The following is a 17,865-nucleotide window of genomic DNA, read 5'->3' on the forward strand; positions in this document are numbered from 1 at the left end:
TAATTTAGTAGTATATTATCTTTCCCGAAATTTCAATTATTATTGATCATTTGCGAAATAAAATAGACATTTCATCATATTTTTTGTTTTGTATCCGATTTCATCGTATCATGAAATCGGATACAAAACAAAAAGGAAAGAGTAGAAATGAGTATGAAAAAAGGAGTTCTTGCTGTAGTAGTATTTGGTTTGTTTTTAGTTCTAAGTATGTCTAGCCTATCAATTGTAGCTGGAGCCACCAATGGACTTTCTCAGTCTGAAATTCAAGCGAATCAGGATGTAGTTATTCGCGCCCTCTATGAAAAAGCAATTAGACAGGGAAAAGTTGCTGAAAAAAAATATAGGTATGCTGCATTTAAAGAAAATTATAATCTTTCTAAGCAAGATTATGAAACGTGGAAAGGAACCATTGGAAAAGGACTCAATTATGATGAATGGTTTGATAAGATTGCTAATTATGGTGCATTTCCAGATGGTGAGGGGCATTCACCATCTGAGCAGAAATTGAGCTTACGTGGGACACAAGCGCAAAATGGTGATAGATTAAAAAATACAATTCGAAAAGGGGATATTTTAATATAAAAAGTGGCAGTTTTGGACATGCAGCGATTGCGACAAGTGATAATTATATTCTAGAAATGACCGGGGGAGGCAATATTTTTAATTGGTTTGCAAGTGGAATAAAAAATAATAATAATCAATGTAATAAAACGAATTGGATATTCGGTACTACTAAGCCAGAGCAAGGTGTTAATTCTGATAGGCATATTAAATATTATATCCAACTATGGCGTGTGCCAGATAAAAACATGGCGATTAGATGTGCTAATTATGCCGATTCCACTTTTTGGAATAGCAGTCACGGATATAAGAAAAACAGATATATTGATTATCGTATATCCTCTGCAACCACAACAAGAAACCCGAATTACTGTTCTAAATTAGTTTTTCAATCGTTTTATTATGGCAGTGGTAGTGCTAACGTTATTGAACCAGCCTTTGCAGGGTTAAGTTTTGTAAGTCCGGCTGGAATACCTAATACATTTACAGAGAAATATATGCCTTACAAGGTCGGAACATTTTAATTTAGAGGGAGTATGCTCATGAAAAAAATAGTTTTAGGCGTATTAATTAGTTTTGCAGCTTTAATCATTCTTTATTTTAGTTATTACTATGGAAATATAGTATACCAAAAACATCAAGCAAAGAAACCCATTGAAAAAGCGATCCAAAGCCTTCATATCCCGGCTAAAGAAATTTACATGATTAAGGATAATCAATATGAAGATAAAGATTATAAAGGCCAAGATATGGTGGAAACGGTTATAACGACTAAGAAAGACTATCACACCTGGAAAAAGATAGTATCTGAAAAAGGAACTTATTTAAATCCACATAGCGGCAAAGTGAAAGATAAGAAAGTATTAGATAATATAGAGAACTGTGAAATCACGTATTGGTTTGTCTATGACGCGGATACCAAAAAAGTTACGCTCTCTTATGCGATAGACGGAACCGCTGTAAAGCCAGATCAGCTGGAATATTTTAGCTATGCTAAGAAATGAATGTAAGAAATAAAAACAGCCTCGATGCCAAAGATGCTGTTTTTTATTTAAAAAAAGTAATTACGGTGTTTAAAAAGTGTGTGAAATACAATAAAATGCTTACATTTTCGCACGATATGTGACGAAAGTGTAAGCGCATAACTGTTAGTCGCATGCTATAATAAAACCCTAAAATAAGTTTGGAGGGATGATAAATTTATGAAAAAATTATGTTTAATTGTGATGACAGTGTTAGTTGGAAGTAGTGTACTTTTCTTTGGCGGGAAAGCGGTAAATGCGGCAAGTGAACCAGTTTTACCAAGTGGATACTATTTAGTTAAGCCTCAGTCAAACAAGAATTTACAAGTGAACCTTAAATTTCAACTAGGAAAACTGAATCGTGAACATGAAAAATTTGAATTTTACTATCTTCCATCTAAAGAAGCTTATATCGTGAATACTCAGTATGGCCCACAAAGTATTGCTTGGAATGGAAAACTAGGCGCTGGCAACTTGGAGTGGAAAAAGCAAAATTCAAACGATGATAAAATGTTATGGACACTTGAAAAAACAGCAGATAATAAGTATGTGATTCATAACAAAAAAGATCCTACAATGGTTTGGAGCCTCCAATGTCCTTGTCGTAATATAGGCACTCCAGTCCAGCTTGAGAAAGCAGATGCACAGTTTAGCCAGCAAGTTTTTACAATAGAATAAATAATGAGCAAGTATAGCACCCGTCCTTTTTGGGCGGGTTTCACTATTAGTTTCATATCAAAAAACTCCTTTCGATCGCTAAAGATGGCTGCTAAACCAAATTTAAATCAAAAGGAGCATAGTACATTAATAGTTTAAAGCCTTTTTTAATGCTTTCAGATTATCGTTCATAATTGAAATGTAATCGCGTTTTTGATCGATGTCTTTTTGTGTTAAGGTCTCGAGGTTGTGAAGTTTTAATGTTTTGGTATTTGTTTCTTGCTGGATGACATTCGCAATTTTGGAATGGGTGTTTTGTTCCAATAAAAGATACGGAATTTTTTTTGCTTTGATTGTTTCAACAATTTGTTGTAATTTTTTTTGAGATGGTTCATCGCTTGTCTCAATACCTGCGATAGGGATTTGTTTTAAGCCGTATTCCGTTTCCCAGTATGTGTAAGCTGCATGAGGAACGACAAAATCTTTATGTTTGGCAGTTTTGGTTACTTCACGGAAACTTTGATCCAATTTCTTAAGTTTGCTTATGGTTTCTTGATAGTTTTTTTCGAATACGGTTTTTTGATCCGGTTTTGCTTTGATTAATTGGTCACGAACGATCGCTGCCATGCTTTCCATATAGACTGGGTTTAACCAGACATGTGGATTAATATCGCCGTGATGATGGTCATCTTCATCCTTTTTTACCGTTGGATCGGGTGGAAGATCAAGTTTTTCAGCAAGAGGGACAAAGTGGACATGATCATTTTTTAATGTTTCTTTTGCTTTTGTTACAAAGCCTTCCATACCAAGCCCGATGTAAAAGAAGAAATCGCTATCTGCGAGTTTCATCATATCTTGTTGTGTTGGTTCAAAACTATGAGCATCAGAGCCAGGAGGATAAATACTATGTACATCAACTGTTTTGCCGCCAATTTGTTCAGCTAAATATTTTATTGGATAAACGCTAGTATAAATGGAAAGCTGATCTGACCCACGCGTGTGCTGTTTTTCAGTAGAACAAGCAGTAAGTACGAGTAGTAAAATTAAAAGCGGTGCGATAAATAACCATTTTTTTAACATAAAATTCACTCCTTATCATACAAATCGAAATGATTACGATTTATTTCGGCATGCCATGATTTTACCTGAAAATGAGTTACTTTGCAACTAATTTCTTAAAAATAAAGATCCTAGCAGGACAATTGCTAGAATCTTGTGGGCAATTCATGTTATGATAAATGAGTAGGGGGACGATTCTCTTTTTTAGGCGGAACAAGGTCAATGCCGCCTTTATGGAAGGGATGACATTTTGAAATTCGCTTCAATGTTAAAAAGCCACCTTTAAGAGCACCATGTTTTTTAATCGCTTCAATTCCATATTCAGAACATGTTGGGTAAAAACGACAAGTGGGTGGTTTGAGTGGAGAAATACATTTTCTATAAAAGCGAATCATTCCAAGAAAAAGCTTTTGCATCATAATTTTTCACCTTCTAAATAATTAGTTTAAGCTTATCATATTTCAAAAAAAAAGAAAGGGGAATGGATTATTTTTTCTTATCATGATAAATATGGGCAACAAGTTGATATTTATTTTACTGAACTCGGTGAGAAAATGGATGATTGCCTAGTCATCGCAAAATTTGATGAAAAGTGGCTTTTTACACAACATAAAATTAGAGGAATTGAGTTTGCTGGCGGTAAGGGTGAGGGAAATGAGACGAATATCGATACCGCAAAACGTGAATTAATGGAAGAAACGGGTGCTTATGCTGATGAATTTATCTTCATCGCTGATTATGTCATTAAAACAACCGAGCGCTGTTTTACAAAGCGTGTCTTTTTTTGTGAAATTATAAAGTTAATATCGCAAAAAAATTATTTTGAAACAAGGGGTCCTGTACTGTTGAAAGGGAAACTGAGGACACTTGTAAAAGACGCTAGTTTTAGCTTTTTTATGCAGGATGAAGGCATGCAAGCTATTTTGGCAGAATTATATCGCAAAGTTAATGTAGAAGAAATGTAGAAATGGAGGTGCTAAAATGGGCATGCCACTTGAAATGAATACCATGATTGTAACAAAAGGTAAGGAATCGCGAATTGGAGAGAATTTTTTTGAATTAAAAAAAGAAGGGTACCGAATTTATCCAATTGATATTCCAATTGAACTTCGTAAAACAAAGACGAGCGAAACAAATGGAACCGTTATTCCACGGAAGCTTATATGGGAAAATAATGTGACTGTTATTGTTTATGAATTAATATCACTTAATTCAAGTAATTAGAATACTGTTTAAATTAAAAGGGGAAGTTAATGAATATACTAGGTCTATTACTTATCATTTATTTTATAAAAGAGCAATTTCATTTTGGGGCCGTTAGCCGCGTTAAGTATTGGATCATCCCAGTTGTTTCATTCGTTATGTTTTGGGTTCAATTTGTAAAAGTGGATGTTTTAGAAGCGCTTTTCCCTGTCTTCATTTGTGTTGTTGTTGGTCTTTTTGTTGGCTGGTTACAAACTTATCATTTACAAGTGAAACAAACGGATAGTGGATTATTTGTTCGAAGTGGCTTTTCTTATTTATTAGGTTGGCTGATTGTATTTATCATGCAAGTGGTCATGGTGATCCTCGTTGAAGGGAAGTTGAAAGAATCAGTTAGTGGGATGCTTATTGAAGAGGTTAAGCGGGATGTTTTCACCTTTTTGTCTTTTACACCTAGAGAAAATGTAACTGGATGGCTAGATTGGTTGCTCATCGGTGTAACCGGACTTGCTTATTTTTATTTCAGCCGGTGTAAATATCCAGAAATAGGTAAGGCTTTGAAAAAAACAGGTAAAAAGCATTGAATGGCAATGCCTTTTACCTATTTTTATCTCTTATATGCAGTGTTTGACCGATGCCTGATAAAACCAACTAAACTGATAATAAGTGAAGTAACATATTCTAAAAAGCTAGCTAGAAAAATGGCAACAGCAATTTCAGTCTGCTTTAAGCCACCACCATAAAAGCTAATAAAGAATATTATTCCACTTGTAATAAGCCCCATTGTTGCAAGAAAATATTTAAACCAACGCCATTTAAAAACAAATTCAAACAAGCACATTGCAGCAAGGAAGCCAAGAGAAGTTAATGATAATAATAGAATAAAGACCATTATTTAAGCTCCTTTTAAAATCTTAATACTTAGTTTACATCATACCATAGGTTTCAAATATTGATAAGTGGGAAGGAAAACGTTAATGTTTGTAAAGAGGAAATAACGATGATCTATGTTGTTTAAAATAGCAAACTTAATGAAATAAAATAAATAAAGAAAGTGTGTCAAAATGGCAACTGAACTCAATGTAGAATTAGCTTATAAAATTCTTGAAAATGTGGATAAAACAATGTCAAATATGAATGAATTGGTAAATGACCGTCCAAAAACGAGAGATGATAAGATTAATAAAAATGAATTTTTATTAACTTTGTATTTCCTTGAAAAAAATAATTATTTACTTCGCTATCAAAGTGAAGGGAAAATAAGATATTTTCGCACAGAAAAAGGACAACGTATTTTTGAAAGATATGCTGGTTTGCCAAAAGAAAAGTGGCCAAAAAAGGTGATAATCGAAAAAAATTAAGTGTTGCTTTTCATTATTTTATACCCTATAATGTAAGACATATTGTATGTATCACATAAAAATAAAAATGATTCTTATCCAGAGCGGTAGAGGGACTGGCCCTTTGAAGCCCAGCAACCTACACTTTATGTTGTAAGGTGCTAACCTGTTGCAGGAATTTTTCCTGAACGATGAGACGAAGGTACTTAGATGTAAGCGGCCTTTTCTCTTTATGTCAAAATGAGAAAGGACCGCTTTTTGTTTGATTGAGTAACATGGTTAAACACTAGTGAAAGAGGAGAAGGAGGTAAAATAAAGATGACTGAAAATCGTCATTTATTTACATCAGAGTCTGTTTCTGATGGACATCCAGATAAGATTGCAGATCAGATTTCTGATGCTATTTTGGACGCGATTATTGCAAAGGATCCTGATGCAAGGGTTGCTTGTGAAACAACTGTAACAACGGGACTTGTTCTTGTTGCTGGTGAAATAACAACTTCTATTTATGTAGATATTCCAAAAATTGTTCGAAAGACAATTAAAGAAATTGGCTATACGCGAGCTAAATATGGTTTTGATGCAGAAACTTGTGCTGTACTTACTGCAATTGATGAACAATCACCAGATATTGCTCAAGGTGTCAATGAGGCTTTTGAAGTGCGTAGTGGTTTAAAGGAAGATGACGCGATTGAAGCTATTGGTGCGGGCGATCAAGGTTTAATGTTTGGCTTTGCCACGGATGAAACAGAAGCATTGATGCCACTTCCCATTTTCTTGGCGCACGGTTTATCACGCAAAATTGCTGAACTTAGAAAAGATAAAACACTTGATTATTTACGGCCAGATGCCAAAACGCAAGTTACCGTTGAATATGATGAATCTGGTAAGCCTGTTAGAATTGATACCATTGTTATTTCTACGCAACATCATCCAAAGATGACACAGCAACAAATTGCTGCTGATATGAAAAAACATGTGATTTCTGCGGTTATTGATGCAGCATTGTTAGATGATAAGACAAAATATTTTATTAATCCAACTGGACGCTTCGTAATTGGTGGGCCTCAAGGAGATGCTGGCTTAACTGGGCGTAAAATCATCGTGGACACTTATGGTGGTTATGCGCGCCATGGCGGAGGTGCCTTTTCAGGAAAAGATCCGACTAAAGTAGATCGTTCTGGAGCTTATGCTGCGCGTTATGTAGCTAAAAATATTGTTGCTGCAGGGCTTGCTCGGAAAGTCGAAGTTCAACTCGCTTACGCTATTGGTGTAGCTGAACCCGTTTCAATTTCAATCGAAACATATGGGACAAGTTCTATGACTGAGCAAGAATTAGAAAAAGCAGTACGTACGCATTTTGATTTACGTCCAGCAGGCATCATTAAAATGCTTGATTTGCGTAAACCAATTTATCGAAAAACTGCGGCATTTGGTCATTTTGGACGTATGGATCTTGACTTACCTTGGGAACGCACAGATAAAGTCTCTGATTTAAAAGCATTTTTTGCTGAAAAAAGCTCAAAAATTAGTTCAGGAAGGGAATTGTTTTAGGAATTATTGATACGAATGTTAACTTTAAACGCAGTAAAAGTACGTATCTCTTGAGCCTATTTTTATACCAAACGAATGGGCTTTATGATATGATAAACGATGTGAAATAAGCAATTAATTTTTGATATAGAGGAGAATGCCCCAATGTGTGGATTTGTAGGATGCGTACATGACCGCATTGCCGAAATTACAGGCGAAGAAAAAGAAGCATTTAAAGAAATGAATGATATGATTACTCACCGTGGACCAGATGATGAAGGTTATTTTACTGATGATCATATCCAATTTGGCTTTAGACGTTTAAGCATTATTGATGTAGAACATGGGCATCAGCCGCTTACTTATGAAAATGAGCGTTATTGGATTATTTTTAACGGTGAAATTTATAATTATGTTGAATTACGTAATGATTTAAAAAAAGAGGGCATGACGTTTGAAACAGAAAGTGATACTGAAGTTATCATCGCAGCCTATGCAAAATATAAAGAAGAGGTGGCAAGTAAACTACGTGGCATGTTCGGTTTTGTTATTTGGGATAAACAAGAAGCGTGTGTTTATGGTGCGCGCGATCCATTTGGCATTAAACCTTTTTTCTATGCTGAAGAAGACCAGAAGTTATTTGTTGGATCAGAAAAAAAATCCATTTTACATGCCCTTAAAAATAAGAATTTAGATGAAGTTTCGTTACAAAATTATATGACTTTCCAGTTTGTTCCAGAACCAGAAACGCTAACGACTGAAATAAGTCGTCTCTTACCTGGACATTATTTTACTAAAAAAATTGGCGAGCCAATGAATATCAAGCAATATTGGCAGGCCAAATTTTCTCCTGTAAGTAGTTCAGAAGATACACTGATTAAAGAAATTCGCGATGTGATGTTTGATTCTGTCAAAATGCACATGCGTTCAGATGTTCCAGTTGGTTCTTTTTTATCGGGTGGAATTGATTCATCTATTATTGCAGCCATCGCTAAGGAGTATCATCCTGCGATTAAGACTTTTTCTGTTGGCTTTGAACGTGATGGTTTTTCTGAAATTGACGTTGCAAAAGAAACGGCAGAAAAGCTAGGCGTCGAAAATATTAGTTATGTGATCACGCCGCAAGAATACATGGCTGAGCTTCCAAAAATTGTTTGGCATATGGATGATCCGCTTGCTGATCCGGCTGCTATTCCGCTATATTTCTTAGCACGAGAAGCAAGAAAACAAGTTACTGTTGCCCTTTCTGGTGAAGGAGCCGATGAGCTCTTTGGTGGCTATAATATTTACAATGAGCCAAATTCTCTTGCAATGTTTAATAAAATGCCTAAAGCGTTTAAATCGATGTTAGGTAGTGTGGCTAAAGTTATGCCAGAAGGAATGCGGGGGAGAAGCTTTTTGGAACGTGGGACAACGCCAATGGAAGAGCGCTACATCGGGAATGCTAAGATGTTTGGTGAAGAAGAAAAACGGAAGCTACTCGTTCAGTATAAAGAAGGTCAAGATTACACACTTGTAACAGATCCATTTTACTCGGAAACGCGTGACTATGATCCAGTAGAGCGTATGCAATATATTGATATTCATACATGGCTTCGTGGCGATATTTTATTAAAAGCGGATCGAATGACAATGGCTCATTCTCTTGAAGTTCGTGTACCGTTTTTAGATAAAGCCGTTTTTGAGGTAGCGAAAAAAATCCCAGCATCGCTAAAAACCACACAGGGAACAACCAAGTATATTCTGCGTCAAGCAGCCGCAACTTTTGTTCCTGAACATGTTTTAAATCGACGTAAACTAGGTTTTCCTGTACCGATTCGTCACTGGTTAAAAGATGAAATGAATGAATGGGTAAAAAATATCATTCATGAGTCAAAAACAGATCATTTAATCAATAAACCGTACGTCTTAAAGCTTCTTGTTGATCACTGTGCGGGGAAACAAGATTATAGCCGCAAGATCTGGACGGTTGTTATCTTTATGATTTGGCATGCCATTTATATTGAAGATAAATATGATTTTGGTAAATAGATATCCCATTTATTATAACTTCAAAAGTTAGTTTTTATACTAGCTTTTGAAGTTTTTATTATAGGGGAAAGCCATACTATGAGCAAGGAGAATAGTTCTCCGAGCGTTTCTCAATCACGATAACGAATGGTGGATGATTTTGCTGGTTAAGAAAACGATACTCAAGGACATGAAAATCTTGTTGCGCGAGGTCTTGAACGAATGTGAGGATGGCTTCTTTTTCCAGTTTACCACTTGGATGCCCATGATAAATGACTAAAATGGCCATTCCACCTTTGATTAGTTTTAATAATGCTTGTTCAATACTTGTTAATGTAGAGGAAGGGTTTGTTGTGATCGCTTTATCACCGCCAGGTAAATAACCAAGATTATAAATGGCTGCTTTAATAGGTTGATCAACGACTGTATGGATATTTTCGTGACTTGTTTGGAAAAGTTGAACTTGGTGATGTGCTGCTGCTTCCTCTAAACGCGTGGCTGTAGCTTCGATTGCTTCTTTTTGAATATCAAAGCCATAAACCATGCCATTTACACCAACAAGTTGTGCTAAAAATAAAGTATCATGTCCATTACCACATGTTGCGTCAATCACCACATCACCTGGAAAAACGATTTTTTTGAGTAATGAATGACTAAACTGTAAAATATTTTCTAAATTCATCTGTTTCTTCCCTCATTATATTTTCCTTGATAGCTATTTCGCCAAATGAGCTCTTGATCAATGGCATTTAGCACTTCAAATTTGTTTAAGCTCCAAATGGGGCCAATTAAATCTTCTACACCACCATCGCCAGTTATCCGATGAATGACCATCTCTTTGGGCAAGATCTCTAGTTGATCACATACAAGCCCAACATATCGCTCTTGTGTCAAAAAGGTTAAGTCACCACGTTTGTAGTCTTCGATCATTGGTGTCCCTTTTAGCAAATGGAGTAAATGAATTTTTATCCCTGAAACGCCACTTTGAACTACTTTTTTTGCTGTTTCAAGCATCATTTCGGGGGTTTCTTTTGGAAGGCCATTAATAATATGAGTGCAAACGCGGATACCACGCGCATGGAGCTTACTTACACCTTCTAAATAACAATCATAATCATGGGCCCGGTTAATTAAACGCCCCGTTTCATTATGGGCGGATTGTAAACCAAGTTCGACCCATAAATAAGTTCGCTCATTTAGTTCAGCTAAATAATCAACAACATCGTCTGGCAAACAATCTGGTCTTGTTGCAATGGAAAGCCCAACAACGCCTTCTTCATTTAAGACACTTTCATATTTTTCGCGAAGTTCGCTAACACTTGCATGGGTGTTGGTAAAGGCTTGAAAATAAGCAATATATTTGCCATTTTTCCATTTATGGTGCATTTTATTACGAATCTCGTTAAATTGTGTTTTAAGATCAACTTTTCTACTGCCGGCAAAATCACCGGATCCAGCTGCACTACAAAACGTACAGCCACCTTTTGCTACAGTGCCGTCACGATTAGGACAGTCAAAGCCACCATCAAGTGCAATCTTAAATGTTTTTTCACCAAAATGATTTCGTAAACAATAATTCCATGTATGATAACGTTTATTATCATTGCTATAAGGGAAAGGGTTAATTTTTTTCAATTGATTTATGCTCCTTTATATTTCTTAATTTAGTGTATCATATTTTGTGTTTGTTATTGACGAAAAAATAAAAAGCTGTTATGATAATTAAAATGCTTTAGTTTGGTAATGTGATAATAAGATAAAGGGAGATGCAGATATGACAACAAACAAGAAAAAAATGGGTTATTTTGTTTTAACAAGCTTGGTTATTGGTAATATGATCGGTTCTGGTATATTTATGCTACCTAGACAGATGGCAGAAGTAGCCAGTCCACTTGCGATTTTATTAGCTTGGTCGTTAACAGGTGCAGGAGTTTTAATGATTGCGCTTGTTTTTGGCAATTTAGCTGTAAAAAAACCAGAATTAACAATTGGTGCACAAAGTCATGCTTACGCTTTATTTGCAAACCCTAAAGCTAAAAAGATGGCAGGGTTCATTGCTGTTTGGAGTTATTGGGTAGCTAATTGGGCTGGGAATGTTTCCATTATCACTTCTTTCACCGGTTATTTATCTGTTTTCTTTCCAGTCTTAAACAGTAAAGCAGTTTGGTTTACTGTTGGTAGTTATTCATTTCAAGAAGGTAGGGTTTTAACATTCCTCATTTGCTCACTTTTACTATGGGGCGTAGCTTTTATTATTTCAAAAGGAGTTAGTGGTGCAGGAAAAATTAACTTGTTAGCCACCTCTGCTAAAGTAATAGGTTTCTTTTTATTCATTATTATTGCTGTGTTTGCTTTTGAGTCTGCAAGAATGGGCGCTTGGTATCACCCTGTTATCGATACAAGTGGAGTAGAAAATGGACTACTCGCGCAAGTTAATCGAGCTTCAATTGTAACACTTTGGGCTTTTATTGGAATTGAGTCTGCGATGATGTTTGCTGGGAGAGCGAAGTCAGGTAGGGTCATTCAAGCAGCTACGATTTCTGGCTTAGTCATTGCTGTATTGCTTTATATTACAATTTCTGTATTAACGCTAGGCTTGATTCCTAAAAATGAATTATTAAATAGCGCGAGTCCACTTGCTGATGCGTTAAACACTGTAACAGGAAGCGGCGGCAGTGCTGTTATGGCTTTACTTGCCCTTGTTTGCTTGTTTGGTTCTGCTATTGGCTGGGTGATGATGAGTTCAGAAGCACCGTATCAAGCAGCAAAAAATGGCCTTTTCTTACCATTTCTGAAAAAAGTAAATAAAAACGGAACGCCAGTCCGAACGCTCATTCTGACTTGTTTTGCAGCGCAGCTTTTCATTTTTTCAACGCTTTCAGGAGATATTGCCTTTGCTTATGACTTTGTAGTTAAAGTATCAACACTTGCCTTTTTAGTCCAGTATTTTATTTCCCCACTTTATCAGTTAAAATTGGTATTGACTGGTGAAACGTATGAGAAAAACAAGAAGATGAAACGCTATTTTGATTTTATTATTGCAGCGTTAGCACTTATTTATGCGGCCTGGATTATTAAGAGCGGTACAGCAGATTTGAAGGTTTTCTTATTAAGCCTCTGCTTGTTTTTAGCTGGGTTTCTCTTATATCCTCTAATGAAACTAAAAAAAGAATAGCATCTTGCCAAAAGCTAGAAAATCAGCTACAATAGAGCTAATATACTAGGTGGCTGTGAAAAGAAGTAGTAATCTTGTCGTTCTGGAGTAAATAGAGAGTCGGCGGTTGGTGTAAGCCGAACGAAGAACATGATGAACTTGTCTTGGAGTCAGGATTCTGATCCCGTTTTCCGCGTTAAGGAACAAAGTTGAGTGGAATAAAACACTAATTTGGGTGGTACCGCGGGAAAATCTCTCGTCCCATAGCAGAAGCTGTGAGACGAGAGATTTTTTTATAGCCAAAAATTCAAAAAAGGAAGGTAAAAAAATGACATTCAATCACAAAACAATCGAACCAAAGTGGCAAAAATATTGGGATAATCATAAAACGTTCCGTACGACAGAAGATAAAAATAAAGAAAATTTTTATGCGCTGGATATGTTTCCTTATCCATCAGGTGCAGGGCTTCATGTTGGGCATCCTGAAGGTTATACTGCTACTGATATTTTATCGCGGATGAAACGAGCACAAGGATATAACGTACTTCATCCAATGGGCTGGGATGCTTTTGGTCTTCCAGCAGAACAGTATGCCATTGATACAGGGAATGATCCAGCAGAATTTACCGCTCACAATATTGAAAATTTCACGCGTCAAATTAAATCACTAGGTTTTTCATATGATTGGGACCGAGAAGTCAATACAACAGATCCGAATTATTATAAATGGACACAGTGGATTTTTGAAAAATTATACGAAAAAGGGCTAGCATATGAAGCAGAAGTGGCAGTGAATTGGTGTCCTGCACTTGGAACAGTATTAGCTAATGAAGAAGTGATTGATGGTAAAAGTGAGCGAGGAGGCTTCCCAGTTTACCGCAAACCGATGCGTCAATGGATGCTGAAAATTACGGCTTATGCTGACCGCTTGCTTAGTGACCTTGACTTTGTCGATTGGCCAGAAAATATTAAAGATATGCAGCGCAATTGGATTGGAAAGTCAGAAGGTGCAGAAATTACTTTTCAAGTAGCAGATACTGACCATGCTTTTCCTGTTTTTACTACTCGTTCTGACACATTATTTGGTTCGACCTATACTGTACTTGCACCTGAACATGAATTGATTGACTCTATCACAACTGCAAGTCAAAAGGAAGCTGTCGAGCAGTATCAAAAACAAGTGGAACTAAAAAGCGATCTTGAGCGTACAGACCTTTCTAAAGATAAGACAGGGGTTTTCACTGGAGCTTATGCAATGAATCCAGCAAATGGCAAAAAAATCCCAATTTGGGTGGCCGATTATGTACTGATTCAATACGGTACAGGAGCAGTTATGGCTGTCCCAGGTCATGATGCACGCGATCATGAGTTTGCCAAAAAATATGACTTAGAGATTGTTGAAGTTGTTGAGGGCGGGAATGTCACAGCAGAAGCATATGGTGGAGACGGTAAACACGTAAATTCAGAATTTCTAGATGGGTTAAATCAAGAAGCAGCGATAACAAAAATGTGCGACTGGCTTGAAGAAAGAGGGGACGGCAAACGAAAAATCACTTATCGCTTGCGTGATTGGCTCTTTAGTCGTCAACGTTATTGGGGCGAGCCTATTCCTGTTATTCATTGGGAAGACGGAGAGACAACGCTTGTACCTGAGGCAGAATTACCACTTCTTCTTCCTAAAACGACAGAAATTAAGCCTTCTGGGACAGGCGAATCACCACTTGCTAATTTGACAGAATGGGTAAACGTAGTAGATGAAAATGGCCGGAAAGGGAGACGCGAGACCAATACAATGCCACAGTGGGCTGGATCCAGCTGGTATTTCTTACGTTACATTGATCCAGATAATCAAGAAGCCATTGCAGCACCTGAAAAACTAGCAGAGTGGCTTCCCGTCGATGTTTATATTGGCGGTGCAGAACATGCAGTGCTACATTTACTTTATGCTCGTTTTTGGCACAAATTTTTATATGACATTGGTATTGTACCAACAAAAGAACCTTTCCAAAAACTATTTAACCAGGGGATGATTCTTGGTGAAAATAATGAAAAAATGTCTAAATCACGCGGGAATGTTGTGAACCCTGATGAAGTTGTAGAAAAATACGGAGCAGATACACTTCGCCTTTATGAAATGTTTATGGGTCCGCTTGAAGCCTCGATTGCTTGGAATGATAAGGGACTTGAAGGCGCGCGTAAATTTCTTGATAGAGTATGGCGTTTATTGATTAATGAAGCCGGAGAACTTACCGACAAAGTAACGGTTGAAAATGATCCTATGCTAGAAAAAGCCTATCATCAAATGGTCAAAGATGTAACCAATCATTATGAAAGTTTACGATTCAATACAGGCATTTCAGCACTGATGATTTTTATCAATGAGGCGTATAAAGCAAGAACGCTACCAGTAGAGTATGCAGAAGGTTTTATTCAGTTGCTTGCACCTATTGCTCCTCATGTTGCTGAAGAGCTATGGGAAAAACTTGGTCATAAAGAAACAATAACTTACGCAAACTGGCCGAAGTATGATGAAGCTAAGCTCGTCGAATCAGAAGTAGAAATCGTTTTACAAGTAGCCGGGAAAGTAAAAAGCAAAATAATAGTGCCTAAAACAACAACAAAAGAAGAGCTAGAGCGCTTAGCACAAGCTGATGAAAAAATCAAAGCAGCCATCGAAGGAAAAACCATTCGAAAAATCATTGTTGTTCCAGAAAAACTGGTAAATATTGTAGCAAATTAATAGGCAGGAAGAGCGCTTTAGTTTCTTCCAATAATATTGACGCACACAGTGATTTATGGTATAGTTAAAAACGATGTTAAATCACACATGTAGCGACAAATAAGAGGGTGCTTGGCAACAAGTCTTTTATTTGAAGGACCTACATGGAGGGCGGATTTTCCGCAAATTAAACCAAACAGGAGGGAATAACTATGGCTGTTATTTCAATGAAACAATTGTTAGAAGCAGGCGTGCATTTTGGTCACCAAACACGTCGCTGGAACCCTAAAATGAAGAAATATATCTTCACAGAAAGAAACGGCATCTATATTATCGACTTACAAAAAACAGTAAAAAAAGTTGATGAAGCGTTTAACTTCATGCGTGAAGTTGCTGCTGATGGCGGAACAATTCTTTTTGTAGGTACAAAAAAACAAGCACAAGATTCTGTAAAAGAAGAAGCAGAACGTTCTGGCCAATATTATGTTAATCATCGTTGGTTAGGTGGTATGCTTACAAATTTTGATACGATTCAAAAACGTGTAAAATACCTTAAACAAATCGAAAAAATGGAAGAAGATGGCACATTTGATGTCCTTCCTAAAAAAGAAGTCGTTCTTCTTAAAAAAGAAAAAGAAAAATTAGAGCGTTTCTTAGGCGGAATTAAAACGATGAAAGCACTTCCTAAAGCGTTGTTCGTCGTTGATCCACGTAAAGAACGCATTGCCGTAGCTGAAGCACGTAAATTAAATATCCCAATCATCGGTATTGTAGATACAAACTGTGATCCAGATGAAATCGACTATGTTATTCCTGCCAATGATGACGCAATCCGCGCAGTAAAACTTCTTACTGCTAGAATGGCAGATGCGATCATTGAAGTGAATCAAGGCGAGGAAAATGTAGAAGCCCCAGTTGCTGAAACAAAAGAAGAAACAACAAACGAAGAAACAACTGAAGCTTAAGTTTTAAAACTTACAAGGTGATAAGGAAAAAACTTATCACCTTTTTTTAAAGATCAATATTGGAGGGAAATAAAATGGCAAATATTACTGCTCAAATGGTAAAAGAATTACGTGAAAAAACAGGTGCAGGTATGATGGACTGCAAACGTGCCCTTGTTGAAACTGAAGGCGTTATGGATAAAGCAATTGACTATCTTCGTGAAAAAGGGATTGCAAAAGCGGCTAAAAAAGCGGACCGAGTTGCTTCTGAAGGTATGACTCATGTTGCTAGTAATGATAAACATGCAGTTGTTTTAGAAGTCAATGCAGAAACAGATTTCGTTGCTAAAAATGATGACTTCCAAAAGCTTGTTAACAAAATAGCTAACCATTTATTAAGAACACGACCAAATAATCTTGAAGAAGCCCTTAATTCAGATATTGAAAAAGGTGTGACTGCCCAAGAATACATTACAGAAGCCATTACTAAGATTGGTGAAAACATTTCACTACGTCGTTTTGATATTAAAGAGAAAAGCGAAGATAGTGCATCTGGTGAATATATCCATATGAACGGTCGTATTGGCGTATTGGTTATTCTTAAAGGTACAAACGATACGGCTGTAGCAAAAGATGTTGCTATGCACGTTGCAGCGATTAACCCACAATACATTTCACGTGAAGATGTAGATGCTGAAGAGCTAGCGCATGAAAAAGAAGTATTAACACAACAAGCACTTAACGAAGGAAAACCAGCAAATATTGTTGAAAAAATGATTGAAGGCCGTCTAAGCAAATGGTTAAGCGAAATTTCTTTATTAGACCAACCATTCGTTAAAAATCCTGATATTACAGTTGGACAATATGTAAAAGAACATCACGCAACGATTGCTTCATTTGTTCGTTTTGAAGTTGGTGAAGGTTTAGAGAAAAAAGAAGATAACTTTGTTGAAGAAGTTATGAGCCAAGTGAAAAAAGACTAAGATATAATCTTAAAAAACCCCGTTATCATTAAGATAATGGGGTTTTTTCGTACATGGAAGTAGGAAAGCTCTTAAGAAGTAGAGAAATCAAACTAGTTTTTGTTTTTTAGACTTCAGAAAAAACAAAAGAAATCTATATTTTGTCTAATTTTAACAAAATATAGATTTTGGGTACAAAAACATTAAGAAATGAATTTTGTGCCTCTAAATTTTTATCTTGAGTAAAAGAAACACACTTCTTTCACTTATTTAATATGTCTATGTGGGTCTGTATAAACAAATAACCCAATAAAAAGGCAAATTACACACGAAATTGGTCGAAAGAAAATGCCAGAGAAACTCGGGGAAAGAATTAAGCCCATAATGAGCCCAACTGTCCAACACACTAATGCAAGAAATAAATAAAGGTCACTTTTTTTCGAGAAGACCATGGCAAGTCCTGCAAAAATGAGTAAAATAGCGGTTATTAAACTTGCCTTCATGGAGAGAGAGTCTGGGACTGAGAATAAATTATAGTTTTCCGTAAGCGGAATCGACAAGCTGGCTAACAAAGATATAATACCTGCCTGTAATGATAAGATCGTACAAAAAACACGCATAAACTGTAAAACTCCTTTATTTCGTTGCTAACTATATTATAAAAGATGTACACTATTAATCCTATATCTTTTTTGAAAAAA

At 36.4% G+C, this 17,865-nt stretch carries 19 protein-coding genes, 1 riboswitch and 1 other annotated feature; of the genes, 14 read left to right on the plus strand and 5 right to left on the minus strand.

Annotated elements, in window-relative coordinates:
* Positions 1-153 precede the first annotated feature (153 nt).
* The 4 genes from G6Q10_RS10080 (at position 154) to G6Q10_RS02965 (ending at position 2,261) form a co-directional block, all read left to right on the plus strand.
* The gene (locus G6Q10_RS10080; RefSeq protein WP_232057780.1) at positions 154-582 is read left to right on the plus strand and encodes a hypothetical protein; all 429 of its coding nucleotides are present in this window, start codon (positions 154-156) and stop codon (positions 580-582) included.
* Positions 583-638: 56 nt separating this feature from the next.
* The gene (locus G6Q10_RS10085; RefSeq protein WP_232057781.1) at positions 639-1,085 is read left to right on the plus strand and encodes a hypothetical protein; all 447 of its coding nucleotides are present in this window, start codon (positions 639-641) and stop codon (positions 1,083-1,085) included.
* An 18-nt stretch (positions 1,086-1,103) separates the two neighbouring features.
* Positions 1,104-1,565 (plus strand): hypothetical protein, encoded by a 462-nt coding sequence (locus tag G6Q10_RS02960; RefSeq protein WP_163652644.1) that lies wholly within the window; start codon positions 1,104-1,106, stop codon positions 1,563-1,565.
* Positions 1,566-1,763: 198 nt separating this feature from the next.
* Positions 1,764-2,261 carry a hypothetical protein gene (locus G6Q10_RS02965; protein ID WP_163652647.1) on the plus strand — a complete coding sequence of 166 codons (498 nt, stop codon included), beginning with the start codon at positions 1,764-1,766 and terminating at the stop codon, positions 2,259-2,261.
* 126 nt (positions 2,262-2,387) lie between these two features.
* Here G6Q10_RS02965 and G6Q10_RS02970 read toward each other — a convergent pair whose 3' ends face one another.
* Positions 2,388-3,320 (minus strand): metal ABC transporter substrate-binding protein, encoded by a 933-nt coding sequence (locus G6Q10_RS02970; RefSeq protein WP_163652650.1) that lies wholly within the window; start codon positions 3,318-3,320, stop codon positions 2,388-2,390.
* 149 nt (positions 3,321-3,469) lie between these two features.
* Entirely contained in the window at positions 3,470-3,715 is a 246-nt protein-coding gene (yidD, locus tag G6Q10_RS02975; RefSeq protein ID WP_163655682.1) for a membrane protein insertion efficiency factor YidD, read from the minus strand.
* 72 nt (positions 3,716-3,787) lie between these two features.
* On the opposite strand from yidD, the gene ytkD reads away from it, so the two are divergent.
* The 3 genes from ytkD to G6Q10_RS02990 are packed head-to-tail and all read left to right on the plus strand — an operon-like array spanning position 3,788 to position 5,086.
* Positions 3,788-4,264 carry an RNA deprotection pyrophosphohydrolase gene (gene ytkD / locus G6Q10_RS02980; protein ID WP_163655684.1) on the plus strand — a complete coding sequence of 159 codons (477 nt, stop codon included), beginning with the start codon at positions 3,788-3,790 and terminating at the stop codon, positions 4,262-4,264.
* A gap of 16 nt (positions 4,265-4,280) precedes the next feature.
* Complete coding sequence (locus G6Q10_RS02985; protein ID WP_163652653.1) at positions 4,281-4,523, plus strand: DUF2584 domain-containing protein; 243 nt, start codon at positions 4,281-4,283, stop codon at positions 4,521-4,523.
* A 29-nt stretch (positions 4,524-4,552) separates the two neighbouring features.
* Complete coding sequence (locus G6Q10_RS02990; RefSeq protein WP_163652657.1) at positions 4,553-5,086, plus strand: hypothetical protein; 534 nt, start codon at positions 4,553-4,555, stop codon at positions 5,084-5,086.
* Between the two features lie 23 nt (positions 5,087-5,109).
* On the opposite strand, the gene G6Q10_RS02995 is transcribed toward G6Q10_RS02990, so the two are convergent.
* Positions 5,110-5,394 (minus strand): hypothetical protein, encoded by a 285-nt coding sequence (locus G6Q10_RS02995; protein ID WP_163652661.1) that lies wholly within the window; start codon positions 5,392-5,394, stop codon positions 5,110-5,112.
* Between the two features lie 172 nt (positions 5,395-5,566).
* Here G6Q10_RS02995 and G6Q10_RS03000 point away from each other — a divergent pair, with 172 nt between their 5' ends.
* From G6Q10_RS03000 to asnB, 3 genes are all read left to right on the plus strand, one after another.
* The gene (locus G6Q10_RS03000; protein WP_163652663.1) at positions 5,567-5,863 is read left to right on the plus strand and encodes a DUF3116 family protein; all 297 of its coding nucleotides are present in this window, start codon (positions 5,567-5,569) and stop codon (positions 5,861-5,863) included.
* Positions 5,864-5,934: 71 nt separating this feature from the next.
* Positions 5,935-6,040: riboswitch (SAM riboswitch) on the plus strand.
* A 120-nt stretch (positions 6,041-6,160) separates the two neighbouring features.
* On the plus strand, positions 6,161-7,396 hold the full coding sequence (gene metK, locus G6Q10_RS03005; protein ID WP_163652665.1) for a methionine adenosyltransferase: 1,236 nt from the start codon (positions 6,161-6,163) through the stop codon (positions 7,394-7,396).
* A 144-nt stretch (positions 7,397-7,540) separates the two neighbouring features.
* Entirely contained in the window at positions 7,541-9,406 is a 1,866-nt protein-coding gene (asnB, locus tag G6Q10_RS03010) for an asparagine synthase (glutamine-hydrolyzing) (protein ID WP_163652668.1), read from the plus strand.
* A gap of 76 nt (positions 9,407-9,482) precedes the next feature.
* On the opposite strand, the gene G6Q10_RS03015 is transcribed toward asnB, so the two are convergent.
* Together G6Q10_RS03015 and G6Q10_RS03020 are read right to left on the minus strand one after the other, a co-directional pair.
* Positions 9,483-10,067, minus strand: a complete 585-nt coding sequence (locus G6Q10_RS03015; protein WP_163652671.1) for a tRNA 5-(aminomethyl)-2-thiouridylate-methyltransferase MnmM — start codon at positions 10,065-10,067, stop codon at positions 9,483-9,485.
* Positions 10,064-11,020 carry a tRNA modification radical SAM protein MnmL/YtqA gene (locus tag G6Q10_RS03020; protein WP_163652674.1) on the minus strand — a complete coding sequence of 319 codons (957 nt, stop codon included), beginning with the start codon at positions 11,018-11,020 and terminating at the stop codon, positions 10,064-10,066. The genes G6Q10_RS03015 and G6Q10_RS03020 overlap by 4 nt, the downstream gene beginning before the upstream one ends.
* 139 nt (positions 11,021-11,159) lie before the next feature.
* Between G6Q10_RS03020 and G6Q10_RS03025 the strand changes: the two genes are divergently transcribed.
* The 4 genes from G6Q10_RS03025 (at position 11,160) to tsf (ending at position 17,185) form a co-directional block, all read left to right on the plus strand.
* Positions 11,160-12,560: an amino acid permease gene (locus G6Q10_RS03025; RefSeq protein ID WP_163652677.1), complete on the plus strand. Its 1,401-nt coding sequence runs from the start codon at positions 11,160-11,162 to the stop codon at positions 12,558-12,560.
* Positions 12,561-12,606: 46 nt separating this feature from the next.
* Positions 12,607-12,806: a binding site (T-box leader), on the plus strand.
* 61 nt (positions 12,807-12,867) lie between these two features.
* Complete coding sequence (gene leuS / locus G6Q10_RS03030) at positions 12,868-15,279, plus strand: leucine--tRNA ligase (protein ID WP_163652681.1); 2,412 nt, start codon at positions 12,868-12,870, stop codon at positions 15,277-15,279.
* 191 nt (positions 15,280-15,470) lie between these two features.
* Positions 15,471-16,223, plus strand: coding sequence for a 30S ribosomal protein S2 (gene rpsB, locus G6Q10_RS03035; protein WP_163652684.1), 753 nt, complete (start codon positions 15,471-15,473; stop codon positions 16,221-16,223).
* Between the two features lie 74 nt (positions 16,224-16,297).
* Positions 16,298-17,185 carry a translation elongation factor Ts gene (gene tsf / locus G6Q10_RS03040; RefSeq protein ID WP_163652687.1) on the plus strand — a complete coding sequence of 296 codons (888 nt, stop codon included), beginning with the start codon at positions 16,298-16,300 and terminating at the stop codon, positions 17,183-17,185.
* Positions 17,186-17,865: the final 680 nt, after the last annotated feature.

This window comes from Listeria sp. PSOL-1 (assembly GCF_902806445.1).
Taxonomy (GTDB): Bacteria; Bacillota; Bacilli; order Lactobacillales; family Listeriaceae; genus Listeria.